A 14,809-nucleotide genomic window follows, 5' to 3' on the forward strand; every position below is an offset into this window, starting at 1 on the left:
AAGGCAGCCAACATGAAAAAAATATTCGTTTTTCTCCTATTTTTTGTTTTTGTATCAATTATGGCACAGGAAGTTCGGAGAGATTCTGTCGTATGGAATGGGGCAGTATCTCATTACCTTATTTTGTCAAAGGAAGGAGAGCAGTTTAAGCAGAAACCTTTGTTTTTTTTCTGTCAGGGCAGCTTGGCAAGACCATTACAGATATTGGTCTCAAAAGAAATGGGCTATCCTATTTTGCCCTTTGAATTAGCAACTATTACGAGGGATTATCATTTGGTGATTGTGAATAAACCTGCTTTGCCCCTATCCGAATATGTTCAAAATCTAAAAGAAGATTTAACTTATCCTAAAGTGGGACTCCCTCCCAAGCAATATATTGTCAATAATCATTTGGATTTTTATTATAAAAGAAATAATCATATCATCAAAAAATTGGTAAAACAAAATTGGGTAGATGCTAAGAAAATTGTGGTAGCAGGGCATTCAGAAGGCTCTTATATTGCATTACAAATGGCAAAGCATAACTCAAAGATTTCCCATCTCATCTATTCCGGAGGGAATCCTTTGGGAAGGATGATGAGTATTATTCACATGAGCCGTCAAGCTCCCGATGAGGAGGAAGATTGGGTGCAAGATGATTTGAAAGATTGGAAAAAGATTGTTGAAAACAGAAAAGCATTAGAAACGCATCAAGAGAATACCAGTTTTTATAGCTATTCGCTTTCACAAAATTTTATTCCTGATTTACTTCAGCTAAAAATCCCGATACTGGTAACCTATGGAACCAAAGATCAAAATGGTATTTTTAATGATTATTTACAAGTAGTTGCTATTCAGGAAAATAAAAAGAACTTTACTTTTAAAAGTTATTTTAATTGTGAGCATAATTTCTTTCCAATAGAAAATGGTAAACCTAATCACTCTAAAAGCAATTGGGACCAGGTTGCTCAATATTGGGTGCAATGGATTGCTTCTAAAAGCAGTATGCAGTAAGCTTTTAGCGAATAGCTTCTGGCTTTTGACAGTTAGCTTTTTCTAACCTCTAAATTCTAATTTCCAACATTTAAAATTAACTTATAAAAAAACTTTTTGCATATTAGAAAACTTTATCTATCTTTGCCTCGTTATGTTACACACAATCAACACATATAAAATTACTGAAAAAAAGTGGGCCAAAAATTTGGTCAATTCAAATGATTGTGTAAACACACACACACACACACACACACACACACACACACACACACACACACACACACTTACCTTCGCTAAGTATATATAAATATGCGTGTGTACGCGGAATCTATAAAAAAAATCTAGAGCGAGCAAATATCGGATATTTTAATTTATATCCTCCTTCATTGAGAAGGGGGCAATTTTGTTTGTGTCTATGTCATCATCATAGTTATTCATTACCCCATAGAGGAGAGACCTGCACCAGTACCTTCCCTATCCTTCACCAGAACTTTTTACAAAAATCAATACGATATCAGTGTCTCCCTTCTAATTTGTACAGTTCACTAATTGTTTTTTGGGAGGATAGGGATTTAATAAGGAATTATCTAGAAAAAGGAAAGAAATTAAAGAGTCTAAAGAATCTAAAAAATCGAAATCATCAAAACGAACGGAATCTTTTAATCTTTGAATTTTTTAATCATTTAATAAAAAAAAATAAATCAACATTTTAAATTTAAAAACGATGAACAAAACAACAATCAAGATCAGTGTGTTAGCGTTCTTAGGTTTTATGACCTATGGCTATGCACAGCAACAGCAGCAAGACCCTTACAAGGGTAAAGTAGGGGTAAACACCGTAACACCAAGTGCTACGATGGATGTACAGCCGAATAGTGATAACGCTAGAGTAGAGGCAAAAACGAATGAAGGGATTATTGCTCCTAAGCTGAGCAAAACGAGAATTGCTAATATTGAAACTCCCGTAGAAGGTACTTTAGTGTATGCTACGGATGCTACTTACACCGCAGGAAGTGATGCTACAGTAAATAATAGAGTAGCGAAGATTACGGAAAAAGGATATTATTTCTATAATGGTACCGAGTGGGTGAAAGCGGGGAATAATTCACTGGCTGTAGATGGTTCTAAGTGGACCAATGATACAGCAAATAATGTGGTAAAATTAACCAATTTATCTGATGGAACTACACCAAGAACAGATGATAAGAATATTTTTATTCATGATTCTGGAAAAGTTGGTATTGGAACAAGCACGCCCGATAGATTATTCAGTATTTTAGGAGATCAACCAGCTACGGATCAATTAGGTCAGTTTATAATTAAAACTGAGGAAAACTCCAATAGTGATGCAGGAATAACTTTATTAAGTAAAAAAGCTCATGCTAGCTTAAAGTTAGGATCAGGGGTAGATAGTGATAGTCAAATTCTATTTGATATGTCGAGTAATTTTGAAAACAACAATTATAGTAAGACATTCAATATATGGTATGATTACAGTTCTGTAGATGAGAATTTAAGATATTTGGGTTTTAGAAGTAATCTTCATCCTACAGAAAGTAGTGGAATATTTTTTAATGTATTAGGAAGATTAGGACTTGGAGTAAAAGAACCAAAAGAAAAAATAGATGTTTACAATCCTACTGGTTTTACGATAATGAAAGCAAGTAACGATCTAGGTTTTTCAAAATTCGGTACAAGAGATACTGGTAATACTTATGTTGGTTTTAAGAATAAGTTTCAATTATGGAATGCTGATGAAACCATTCCAATGCTTGAAGTAACCCAAGATGGTAATGTAGGTATAGGTATGGGAAATCCATCTGAAAAACTAGAAGTAAATGGTAGTATTAAAGCTAATTCATTAGCAGGATCAGGTAATCGTCCAGTATATGCAGATGCACAAGGTAAATTAGTAATCGGTAGTTCTACTACTATCAGATCTGCATGGGTTCCAGATACAGCGAGTAATTCTGTACAGCTTGCCATTACATCTGCCAATGGAGACAGAACTACTCATCCAATAAGCATTACAGATGAAGGAATGGTAAGAGCTACTTCTTTCCAAGGAGTTAATGGAGCCACTATCTTCCCAGATTATGTATTCCAAAAGTACTATACAGGAACTTCGTCTATCAAGGCAGATTACAATTTCAAATCACTGAGTCAAGTAGAAGATTTTGTAAAAACCAATGGACATTTACCAGGATATAAATCTGCTGAGACTATTAAAGCACAAGGTTATGTAGATCTAATGGAAACGCAGCTGACCAATGTGGAGAAAATAGAAGAACTTTACTTGCATAGTATAGAGCAAGATAAAGCATTAAAAGCTAAAGATGCAGAGATTGCAGATTTAAAGCAGAGGCTTGAGAGATTAGAAAAATTAATCCAATAAATTTTACTTTGCCCTATCGGAATTGTAATTCTGATAGGGCTTTTTTTATGATAGTGAGTTTTTAGCTTCTAGCGGTTGGCAGTTAGCTTTCTAACTTCCAACTTCCAACTTCTAATTTCTAAAATCATTGTACTTTATACAATCTCTGACTTCCTATTTCTCAAGTTTACATCGTACAATTCTTAGTTGGTTTTGTATTTTTGCAAAAATTTTATCGAGATGAAATTAAAAAAACACAGTTTAGTCATTAGCCTCCTTGCTTCAGCGTATGCTTTTGCTCAGGAGCATGAAAGGACACTAGATAGCTTAGTCATTTATCATAAAAAAGAGATTTACAAAACCCAAAAGAAATTTTCTGAAAATGCTTTGCCTACCCAAGTGCTTCAGACTAAAGATTTGGAACGGACTAATCCTATTTTTATCGAGCAGACTTTGGGAGCTTTAGCAGGAGTGCAAGTGGAAAAAAGAACCTCTTTCGGAGGGCAAAGGGTAGTAGTGAGAGGCTATGGAAATGACCAGAAATTTAACAATTGGGGAGTGAAATTTTACCTCAATGAGGTGCCTCTTACTAATGCAGATGGGGTAACCATTTTGGAGGATATTGATTTTTCACAGATTAATGGCATAGAAGTCATTAAAGGTCCTGCTTCTACTCGTTATGGAGGAGGTTCGGGAGGGACGGTGAAATTTTCTATCCTTCCTGATGAGAAAAAAGGAATGAGCATTTCTAATAGTTTACTTGCTGGCTCTTTTGGTTTATTTCAAAATAATACCAAAATCCAAACGAGCAATGAAAACTCTACATTGCTGTTTAATTATGGTCACTTAGAAAGCAAAGGATATAGACCGAGAGGAAATACCAATAAAAATAATTATAGTTTTTTAGGGAGCTTTACACTCAATCCACATCAAACGCTTACGGCGTATGCGTCTCATTCTAACTCATTCGAAGGGGTGCCAGGACAAATCTCGCTCCAAGATTATTATCAAGGTAAAGACCCTGGAAATGCGGCATATGCAAGGAGAAATGCAGCCAATCATTTTATTTCTAATAGAGTAACGGTGGGACATCAGTGGCAAATTCTTTCAGAGCTTAGCAATGCTACCTCTATTTATTATCATCATTTGGATACGCAAAGAACGGCGGCAGGTGCTCATGAAAATTCTATGCAACCAAGCTATGGATTTCGTTCTGTTTTTCAGTGGAATAAGAAGGTGAATAATGATTTCTCTAACCATTTAGAATGGGGTGCTGAATATTCGGTTTCTCGTTCTTTAATTTCTAATTATCGTTTTGATGGTAAGGTGATAGATCCTGCTTTGCAAATGAGACCCATCTCTAGAGCTTCTTATTTTAAATATAATAATTATGCTTTTTCGGCGTTTATAATGAACCGATTAAGCTATGAACCATGGGCCTTAGATTTACTTGTAGGAACCAGCGGGAACACTATGGGGTACCATCGTTTGGATTTATTGAGATTTCCAGGGCTGGTACAGGGATATAATAAAGATTTGTCCTTTCAGAAATCTTTTTCCATGGAGCTTACCCCTCATATTGCTTTGCAGAAAAAGTGGAAAAATCAAGTTTTTAATCTCAGCTATAGTCAAGGCTTTAATCCACCCACGGCGGCAACTTCTTTTATTAGAGGAATTTCAGAAACGAATGATCACCTGAAAGCGGAAAAAGCAAAAATGTGGGATTTTACTGCACAAGGATTATTGGATAATACTAATTTTAACTATCAGATTTCTCTTTTTCATATAGATGTGTCTAATAAACTTACTCAGCTTTGGAATCCAAATTCTGGAGGTTATAGCTATTGGGCGAATACAGGGCAACAAGTGAACAAGGGAATAGAAGCGAGTATAGGATATCTGTATTCTTCAGAGGGGTTTGTGAAGAGTATTGCTCCTCATGTAAATATGGCATTGTATGATTTTAAATACAAAAACTTCTCTGAAGAAAGTGAAAACACTATTGATGATTATTCTGGTAAACGCGTAGTAGGAGTGCCTACTTCTAAATATGCTTTGGGACTGGATATTACCACTCAAATAGGGCTTTATCTCAATAACAGTTTCAATTATCTGAGCGATGTTTTTACTGATTTTGATAACGAAATTAATGTAAAAGGATTTCACCAGCTGAATATGAAATTCGGGTATCGAAAGAGTTTTGGAAAATGGGATTTAAACGCTTATATCGCCGGAAATAATCTGACCAATCAAGTGAATTATAGTTTTCTCTTTGTAGGTAATGCGGTGGGAGATTCTGATTTTGCCAATGGTTACCCCGAAAATATAACTACAGATATTACACCAGGTCCCTCTAAAGCCTATTTCTTTGGTGGGCTAGATGTGAAGTATTCTTTTTAGAGATTTGGAATAATTTGTCTCATCCCCTTTCAATAGTCCACTACTGAAAGGGGATGATTCATTGTATTATTTTAGGTTGAAATAAAGTGTTTTGTACCCAAAGCTTACTTACTAAAAGCCATCACCGTCTAATAGATTTCCTAATTTTCCTAAAACGCTACCTTCTTCTTTCTTGTTGTAGGTAGCATAACTCAGAATTCTAGAGGCTAATCTACTCACGGGGAGCGTCTGAATCCATACTTTCCCTGGTCCAGTAAGTGTAGCGAAGAATACCCCTTCTCCTCCGAAGAGGGTGTTTTTAATGCCTCCTACAAATTCTATATCATAATGAACGGTTTGGGTAAACCCCACGATGCACCCCGTGTCTATTTTTATTTTTTCGCCTGCTTGGAGTTCTTTTTCTGTAACATGTCCACCTGCATGAACGAAAGCCATCCCATCTCCTTCTAGTTTTTGCATGATAAAACCTTCCCCTCCGAAAAGCCCTGTGCCTAATTTTTTCTGAAACTCAATGCCTACACTTACCCCTTTGGCAGCACATAGGAAAGCATCTTTTTGGCAAATTACCTTACCATTCAGTTGCTCTAAATCTAGTGGGATAATTTTCCCTGGATAGGGAGAAGCAAAGGCTACTTTCTTTTTACCTTGTCCCATATTGGTGTAGGCGGTCATAAAGAGACTTTCACCAGTGAGCATTCTCTTTCCGGCACTTAATATTTTTCCGAAAAGTCCAGTAGATTGATTTTTTTCACTGCCATCACCAAAGATAGTTTGCATCTGTATGCCATCCTCCATCATCATAAAACTTCCAGCTTCTGCTATGGCGGTTTCTTGTGGATCTAGCTCAATGTCCACATATTGCATTTCTTCACCGTGAATTTCGTAATCGATTTCGTGATTTTTTTTCATTGTATTATTAAAATATTAGGATTAAATGTTAAAGAAGATTTGATTGTTTTTTAGCACAGATGTTTTCTAAAACACTTTGCGATACGCTAAATTAATAATTTTATTGGATTTTACAAAGAAAAAAACGAAGTCTAAGAAAAAAGACTTCGTTTTGAATGGTTATTTGAATCCACTTACTCTGCCACTGCCAGAGGATGAATTTCGAATACCCGTGTCATTACTCATTGTGCGTGTATTGCTATTGGAAAATCCGCTATTTCTCGGTGTGCTGAAACTGCTTCCGCTATTGTTTCTAAATCCTCCGCTAGTACTTCTTGGTGGAGTAGTGGTGTGATTTCTCGGTGTACTAAAGGAAGACGCTGAACCATTAGAACTATCATTTCTGAAACCACCGTTGGGAGTTCTTGGTGTGTTTGCTGAGTTATTTCTTGCATGACCAAATGACGAATTTTCATGATGTTCTTTTTTAAACCCGCTTACTCCATTGCTTCTTGGAGTGCTCCATGAGGAGTTTCCTGTATAGTCATTCTTAAATCTGCTTATAGAGCCACTTCTCGGATTGTGATTGGCATCAGAGAAATTGGTATAAGTTCTGGTGCTTCGTGGTTGGTTCCAACCGAATTTTGTACCTATACTTCTGTGATAATCGTACCGATTGATTCTATAGTAATCCACATGCACCGTTCTGTATCTTGGCATTACGGTGTATCTTGGATAGTAGTGTGTAGTCCAGTAATTATTATAATAATAAACAGGATGGCTTCCGTGATAGTAATTGTTTTGGAAGACGATGAAAACTTGAGGACCTAAGATTCTTTCCAAGGCATAAAATCTATCATACCACCATCTTCTCGGGTTCATTCTGTAATAGCTATTCCATGCATGAAAGGAGGGAAACTGTCTGTTGAGCTCTATAATCATATTGATTTGCATGGGAGATAGGTGATGGGTCCTGAAAAAGGAATTCCAGTTAATCATGGTAATAGATCTCCGATAATCATTGTAGATGTTTCTGTAGTAGGAATCAGCGTAATAATCCGAAGGGTATTCATAGTAATAATCATCGGGGAAGTAATCGAAATCATCGTAATAGTCTCCATAGTAGTTATTATCATATCCTTGATGAGGTGTGTATTGAGCATGGAGCATTCCCGCAACCAAGAGTCCAAAAGTGAGTGCTAATTTTTTCATTGTTTTATGATTTTTTAATGAGAGATGATTATTGTGCTTTATTAGATAATTAATGCGAGAATAAAGCATCTTTGGTTAATTGTCTAATGATATATTCAGATATACCAAATCTGTTCCAATTACTTTTTTGCCCATATTTTCTAAAGCATTTTGGTACTGACGCATTTGGTTTTTGTATTTTTCATGTTCTGTACCCGTTTTAAAATCAATGATATATATGCCTTCTTCGGTGGAGATGATTCTATCAGGTCTAAGAATGTATTTTTGTCCATTTTCGAAATAAATCAGTTCTCTTTCATTGAGTATGGTATGTTTAGGAGAGAAATATTCAGGGTATTTTCGGATGGTTTCTTCGATGTTTTTCTGAATGATTTGGGCTTCCTTATGATGGATAATACCTTTTAAGATATACTTTTGGAGGGTAGGTAGCAGGTCTTTCTCTGTGGAGATTTTGGAAAGGAGTTCATGGATGAAAATACCCATTCTTACTTTTTCATCTTTTTGCTGATAGCTTTTAGATGGTGTAGCAATGGTAATCTGTGTAGGTGTTTCGGTAGAAGAAAAACCAGAGATATTCAGAGTGTCTTGTGTAGGGGCTACATGATTTTTTAGAGATGTTTTCTCAGCATCAAAATCTTCAAAAAATTCTAGCTCTTCAGGAGCATTAGGAAATTTTTCTAAGATAAAATCTACCAATTCGTTTTGGGTAGGCTGATTCGGTTTTTCTAAATACAGGAAAAGCTGGTCTATAGGGCGGGTAGTTGCTACATACTGAAGAGATAGCCTATCTATTTTATTTTGGTATATGTTTTTTTCATTAAATGCTCTGATGTTTTCATCATAGGCGTTTAGATTTCCCTTAAAACCATCAATGCTTACCGAAGAAATACCGTCTATGCTATCTATGGAGAACCAATCGATAAATTTACTGTCTTTATTATCTTTTCGGATGGGAAGAAATACGATAGGAAACTCTAGCCCCTTGGATTTATGGATGGTCATGAGCTGTATAGCATCTAGGTTTTCAGACGCTTGAAGTGTTTTTTTGTGGAGTTCTTCATCCCAAAGCTGGGTTAATCTTTTCGGTGTAGCAGAGGTGTTTTGAGAAAAGCTGTACACTTCCTCTAGAAAAGAAAGGATGAAATCTCCTTCTGTACCTTCCATTTTCATTTGGTGGATGAGACTTTCTACGCTATTGTAAAGGTTAAAGTGCTGTCCGTTTACTTCGCTAAGATGAAGGTTCCAATCGGTTTTTAATTTTTCTAAACGAACCTGAGTGTCCAGTTGTAATAAAGCCAATGATTCTTCTGTGAAATCTTGAAAATTAATTCTTTTTATTTGATTAAGGTGATGGAGCATCAGAATGAAATCTTGTTCTCTCTTGGTATTGGTATTCCATTTTAGGAAATGAATAAGTGCATTGAGGGTGTGAGAGATATCCAGAGTGAGTCCTCTTTCGGAGAGTGTTTTAATGAAAATTTCTTGGTTTTCATATTGAATTTTTCTTTGTGAAAGCAAGGTGATGAGGTGGAAAATGTCATCGGTATTTCTACAGAGAATGGTAATATCTTTCAGGGCATATCCATTATTTACACATTCCTGAATATCATGGTGCATTTTTTCAGCAATAGCTTCATAAAATTCAGTTTTTATGCTTTGCTCCATGAGGTGAACTTTCACTCTCCCTTTTTTGGAGGATTGAGGTTTTTGGAAAGCATTTTTTCCGAAAATTTCTTGGTGCTCGGGTGCTAAGGTATGAGAATGCCATTCATATAGGGTGTTATTAAACGCTACAATATTCGCAGCACTTCGCCAGTTGCTATCCAAAATTTCTATGGTGGCGGGCTGTGGCGTGATTTCATTATGATTGAGGATGTCTATCATGATATGGCTATCTCCGCCACGAAATCTATAGATGCTTTGTTTAGGGTCACCCACGATGGTAAAAGAAGTCTTATCCTGTGCTATGCTTTCATCACGAAGTGGAATGATGTTTTTCCACTGCATAAGAGAGGTATCTTGGAATTCGTCCAAGAAAAAATGCTGAAAACGGGTGCCTACTTTTTCATAGATGAATGGGGCGGGTTCTTTTTGGAGATTTTCATGAATGAGGATATTGAATTTAGAGAGGAGTACCAAATCATTCTCATTTTCTATCAGAGCGAGTTCTTTTTGAAGATTTTGCTGTACTTTGAGTGGAAGAAGTGCATCCATAATTTTGCTGATTTTTTGTTTTTCCACTTCTTTTTGGATGATGTCCATTCTGGCATTCATCAGAGGTTCCAAGATAGATAGTACTTCATTTTCTTTCTTTTTTCCTGATGACGAAGCCCCTTTTAAATAATTAGCAACGGTTTTTTCTTCGTCTTCAGTGGAGGCTCTTAGCTTAATATCATTTTTTTGGATGATGTTCTCAAAGAATAAGACGATGGAGTTTTTTCTTCCGCCAGAAAAATCACTTACGCTGAGACCTTGTTTTTCTATCAGCTGTAAACTATGCTCTGCGATGGTAACGATTTCTTTGTTAATTTGCTGTATTCTTTTTTGTAGTGTTTCCGTGGCCTTTTGATAATAGAGACTATCGAATTTTTCATTTTTCTTCAGTGCTTCATAATTGGTGTCAGAGATATAGTTTTTAGCACTTCTGAAAAGCTCGTTATGGAGATTTACTCTTTTTTCATTGTCATAGTTATATTCCACGAAATCAATAAATTCGGTGGATAGTTTTTCATCTTCTCCCACTTTTTCCAGCATTTGGTCAATGGCTTCGATGAGGTAGGGGTCGGCATTGATTTCGATGTTAAAATTTTTTGCTAAACCTAATTCATAGGCAAAACTTCTTACCAATTTGGCATTAAACTTATCGATGGTAGAAATATTGAGTACGGAGTAGTTATGAAGAATATAGTCTCTCAGTTTTTTGGCACGAAGATGTAATTCTTCTATGTCCACCGTTTTGCCCTGTTTTTTGAGTGCTTGAAGCAGTCCTTTAAGGTCATTATTTTCTAGATAGTCATCTGCCGCAAAGCCATCTAACCAGCCAAGGATTCGGCTTTTCATTTCATTGGCTGCTTTGTTAGTAAAAGTAAGTGCCAGGATGTTTTGGATAACGGTATGCTGCTGAGGCTCTGCTAAGCATATCATGAGGAGTTTCTGTACGAGGGTATAGGTTTTTCCAGAGCCTGCCGAAGCGGTAATGGCTTTGTAAGCATTTTTCATGTAAAAAAGATTTGGACTAAAATAATGAAATTTTATGAGAATGATTTTGAAAATAAAAAACCACAACTCATGAGTTGTGGTTTTTTGGAGGTACCTAGCGGATTCGAACCGCTGTAGATGGTGTTGCAGACCACTGCCTAGCCACTCGGCCAAAGTACCCTTTTGTGAACGCAAAGGTATGAAAAAATATTCAATAAACAAAAAGGAAAGATGAAATTTTATTTCATTCCCTTTTTTAAAATTAAGTATATTTGCTCTCAATAAAATCATTGAATTATAATGAAATCATTATTCAACTGGCGAGTGCTACTGAATTTGGTCATCGCAATAGGTGTTTTTGTGGGAGGTGTTTATCTTGTTTTTAATTGGTTAAAGGTATATACCAATCATGGAAAAGAAGTGGCTGTACCCAATGTAGTGAATCACTCTATGCATCAAGCGATTCAGTCTCTGGACGAAATAGGGCTAGAATACGAAGTGGATAGTGCACAGTATGACCCTAAATATAAGCCTTTTCAGGTGCTAGGAGTCTTCCCAAGACCTGGCTCTAAAGTAAAAGAAGGGAGAACCATTACACTGAAAGTAAACCCGAGAACTTGGGCGAAAGTTACCGTACCTGAAATTCTAGATAAATACAAAGGTTTGGCATTTAGGAGATTGGCTCAAGTGGGACTGAAAGTGGGAGATACGCTCTATGAACCGAATATCCAAAGGGATGCAGTAATTAGGCTCCTTCATAATGGTAATGAAATAAAACCAGGTGTTCAGTTGCCAAGATTTTCTGTTATTGATTTGGTTATAGGGATGGGACCGAAAAGGGATATTCCTGTGCCTAATTTAGTGGGATTGTCCATTGGTGAAGCGAAACTCATTGTTCAGCAAAACTTGTTTGAAATAGGGCTGTTAGATTATGAAGGAGGACAGGCAGATGATAATGCCATCATTTATTTCCAAGACCCTGCTCCAGGCTCCTTCAGAGATCAAGGAATGCAAATTGACCTTTGGGCGTCTAAAAAACCGATTTCTGCTTTGCAAGGTAAAATAGAAGAACTGAACTCTATCTATAGAGTTAAGATTTTTGATACTGCACCTGTAAATTCCTATGATGAACTTCCTGCGTATCCATCGCCTAATTTTGATGACGAAGGAGAGGGAGTATTGCCACCTGTTCCGTCAGGAGAAACCAGAACCACAGAAACTAAGTCAGAGACTAAGCCGAAAGTAGAAACAAAGCCTAAAACCGATACGAAATCTTCCACTGAAAGATCTCAGGCTAAGTCAGAATCGAATAAACCTACCCCTGCGAAGCCTTCTTCAGGAAATGCAACATCTAAACTGAAAGGAGAACCTCAAAAACCTGCGGAAAAGCCCAAAGCTAAGGTGGTGATAGAGTAGTTATGTATCATGGTTTACTTATAGACTTTGTTCGGTCACTTGTACAGATGACTGCTGAGGAAGAAGAGGAAATCATCCGTAGATTTCATCTCCAAGCCAGCCGAACTGATGAAAACCTTGTATCGGCGGGGGAGACTTGTGATAAAATTTTCTTCATTTGCGAAGGAATGCTCAGAAACTTTTACCTTAACGAACAGGGTGCAGAAATCACGAGATTATTATCTTCCGAGGGAGAGTTTTGTAGTAATCTCCATTCTTTTACTACGCTTTCTGAAAATGATGAGTATATACAGTGTCTGGAAGATAGTGTAGTATTATGGATCAGTCATGAAGATTTTTATTATTTGGTAGAAAATTTAGACGGCGTTAGGCGTATATACATTAAGATTTTAGAAAAATTTCAAGCCTTTCATATTAAGCGATTTCAGTTTCTTACAACCATGTCTCCCTTGGAAAAATTAATTTTCTTTAAGGAACGCTATCCTCAATATTATGAGCGAATAAGCAATAAAGTACTGGCATCATTTCTTAATATGACCCCTGAAACTTGTTCTCGAACCAAGAAAAAATTAAAAACACAGAAGCATTGATAGTATTCAATGCTTTTTTTTATATCTATTTGTTCGGATTGATTGAAATCAATGTTTTTCTTTCAAAAGTATGATAACTTTGTTACCGGTAAATGTTAGTTTCTATAAAAAATATAATTATGAAAAACCTATTTTTAATACTTATTATTGGCTTGGCTTCTGTCTCTGTCAGTGGACAATCAGAAAGATTAAATAACAAAGGTAATTTTTTTATAGGTGCAGAGTTGGGTGGTAATATTATCCATCACCCAAATGTTATTCACTCTCAGTTTGGAATATCTGGGGAATATTATTTTGCCAGAAAATGGAGTATCTCTGCTAAAATAAAATATCATAAAGCCAATTTATATTATTATTGGCCAGAGTACAAACCTTCTTGTGGTTTTGGTGGTTTTCTTTGTGGCGGTTGGGATGAAAAGTTAGCCCATTTTGAATCTTATAATATCGTTATTCCTTTCAATATGAAATGGGATTATAAGATTGTTGAAAATCTTTACGGATACATTAGCGGAGGAGCCTTCCTTAACATTGAAACAAAATCATATTATAATGTAACGGATAATTTGGAATTTACCCATCATCCCATCTATCTTTCTATGAATTTAGGCATTGGGTTGGGGTATCAGTTCAAAAATAATGATGCCATTTATATAGATTATAATTTCTATCGTGGAGGAGATCTGATTAAGGTGAATACTTTTTTGGGAGATAAATATCATTATCCTAATAACACGCACATTAGTATCGGGTATCGTATGAATTTGAGTAAATAATTATTTATCCTTGTTTTATTAAAGGGTACAATGGTCGTGAAACAGATTCAACCAAATATAATGTCTAATAAAAAATAGTAAATAAAATGAAAAAAATCCTTTTAGCACTTACCATTGGCTTAGCCGCGATGGGGTGCAGAGACAGAGAAAAAGAAGCACAAGACCAATTACCGCCTATTACCCAAACAGGGGCAAATACGGCGGGATGTTTGGTAAATGGAAAAGTATTGATTCCTAAAAATGGTTCTCAAAATTTTGGAGGTCCTCCTGCTTATGGGTTAAAAATGGGTGTAGGAAATGGTTTTCATCCGCCAAATATAGGTGATGATTATATTTATTTCATGATCACAAATTATATTAGTACAGAGGTTGGTCAGTTATATATTTACATGCCTAATTTAAGTAATGGTGTAGGTAAGTATATGGTGGAACAATCTGATGGAAAATATTTTCCAGAAGGTCCCAATAATCCACATATGATATATAGTCTGAAAAATAATAATAAGTATAAAGTATATTATTCGTCTTCTAATAGTGGAGAAATTGATATTACTAGATTTGACTATCATAAAGGTGTGTATTCTGCTATTTTTTCTGCCGAATTATATAATAGAGATAATGTGGATGATAAAATATTTATAACCGAAGGAAGATTAGATATTAAAGTAGCAACATTAAATAAATAAAACAATGAACAAAATTACAACACTGCTAATTCTAGCACTTATATGTATTGGAGGTATATTAAACGCCCAAGAGCGTACCTATACCGAAAAGATGGATAACCTAATGCAATATGTGGATAAAAGTAAAATGACTACGCCTATTTTGTATGATAGGGTATTTTCTTTTACCAATTAATAAATATTTAAACCATTATGAAAAACTTATTTTTAGCACTTACCATTGGCTTAGCCGCGATGGGGTGCAGAGACAGAGAAAAAGAAGCACAAGACCAATTACCGCCTATTACCCAAACAGGA

Annotated in this window: 11 protein-coding genes and 1 tRNA gene; 8 read left to right on the forward strand and 4 right to left on the reverse strand. The window is 35.8% G+C overall.

From position 1 onward, the window contains the following. Positions 1–12: 12 nt before the first annotated feature. The 3 genes from HMPREF9699_RS03335 to HMPREF9699_RS03345 all read left to right on the forward strand — a co-directional run bounded on the left by HMPREF9699_RS03335 (position 13) and on the right by HMPREF9699_RS03345 (position 5,749). Complete coding sequence (locus tag HMPREF9699_RS03335; RefSeq protein WP_002662410.1) at positions 13–993, forward strand: alpha/beta hydrolase family protein; 981 nt, start codon at positions 13–15, stop codon at positions 991–993. 706 nt (positions 994–1,699) lie between these two features. Further along, entirely contained in the window at positions 1,700–3,370 is a 1,671-nt protein-coding gene (locus HMPREF9699_RS10775) for a hypothetical protein (RefSeq protein ID WP_002662411.1), read from the forward strand. A 219-nt stretch (positions 3,371–3,589) separates the two neighbouring features. After that, the gene (locus HMPREF9699_RS03345; protein ID WP_002662414.1) at positions 3,590–5,749 is read left to right on the forward strand and encodes a TonB-dependent receptor; all 2,160 of its coding nucleotides are present in this window, start codon (positions 3,590–3,592) and stop codon (positions 5,747–5,749) included. A gap of 111 nt (positions 5,750–5,860) precedes the next feature. Here the strand turns inward: HMPREF9699_RS03345 and HMPREF9699_RS03350 are convergent, their stop codons facing one another. The 4 genes from HMPREF9699_RS03350 to HMPREF9699_RS03365 form a co-directional block, all read right to left on the reverse strand. Continuing rightward, a complete protein-coding gene (locus tag HMPREF9699_RS03350; RefSeq protein ID WP_002662416.1) occupies positions 5,861–6,658 on the reverse strand; it encodes a TIGR00266 family protein in 798 nt (265 codons plus the stop codon). A 159-nt stretch (positions 6,659–6,817) separates the two neighbouring features. Then, on the reverse strand, positions 6,818–7,849 hold the full coding sequence (locus HMPREF9699_RS10960; protein ID WP_002662418.1) for a hypothetical protein: 1,032 nt from the start codon (positions 7,847–7,849) through the stop codon (positions 6,818–6,820). A 75-nt stretch (positions 7,850–7,924) separates the two neighbouring features. Continuing rightward, positions 7,925–11,068: a UvrD-helicase domain-containing protein gene (locus tag HMPREF9699_RS03360; protein ID WP_034985488.1), complete on the reverse strand. Its 3,144-nt coding sequence runs from the start codon at positions 11,066–11,068 to the stop codon at positions 7,925–7,927. A gap of 85 nt (positions 11,069–11,153) precedes the next feature. Continuing rightward, positions 11,154–11,227 (reverse strand) — tRNA-Cys (locus HMPREF9699_RS03365). Between the two features lie 120 nt (positions 11,228–11,347). Here HMPREF9699_RS03365 and HMPREF9699_RS03370 point away from each other — a divergent pair. The 5 genes from HMPREF9699_RS03370 to HMPREF9699_RS11295 all read left to right on the forward strand — a co-directional run bounded on the left by HMPREF9699_RS03370 (position 11,348) and on the right by HMPREF9699_RS11295 (position 14,687). Then, positions 11,348–12,463 carry a PASTA domain-containing protein gene (locus HMPREF9699_RS03370; protein ID WP_002662420.1) on the forward strand — a complete coding sequence of 372 codons (1,116 nt, stop codon included), beginning with the start codon at positions 11,348–11,350 and terminating at the stop codon, positions 12,461–12,463. Positions 12,464–12,465: 2 nt separating this feature from the next. Continuing rightward, a complete protein-coding gene (locus HMPREF9699_RS03375; protein WP_034985491.1) occupies positions 12,466–13,053 on the forward strand; it encodes a Crp/Fnr family transcriptional regulator in 588 nt (195 codons plus the stop codon). Between the two features lie 119 nt (positions 13,054–13,172). Then, entirely contained in the window at positions 13,173–13,826 is a 654-nt protein-coding gene (locus HMPREF9699_RS03380; protein ID WP_002662422.1) for an outer membrane beta-barrel protein, read from the forward strand. Positions 13,827–13,912: 86 nt separating this feature from the next. Then, positions 13,913–14,512 carry a hypothetical protein gene (locus HMPREF9699_RS03385; RefSeq protein ID WP_002662423.1) on the forward strand — a complete coding sequence of 200 codons (600 nt, stop codon included), beginning with the start codon at positions 13,913–13,915 and terminating at the stop codon, positions 14,510–14,512. Between the two features lie 4 nt (positions 14,513–14,516). Continuing rightward, on the forward strand, positions 14,517–14,687 hold the full coding sequence (locus HMPREF9699_RS11295) for a hypothetical protein (RefSeq protein ID WP_002662424.1): 171 nt from the start codon (positions 14,517–14,519) through the stop codon (positions 14,685–14,687). The last annotated feature ends 122 nt before the right edge of the window (positions 14,688–14,809 follow it).

The sequence above is a fragment of the Bergeyella zoohelcum ATCC 43767 genome (assembly GCF_000301075.1).
Lineage (GTDB): Bacteria > Bacteroidota > Bacteroidia > Flavobacteriales > Weeksellaceae > Bergeyella > Bergeyella zoohelcum.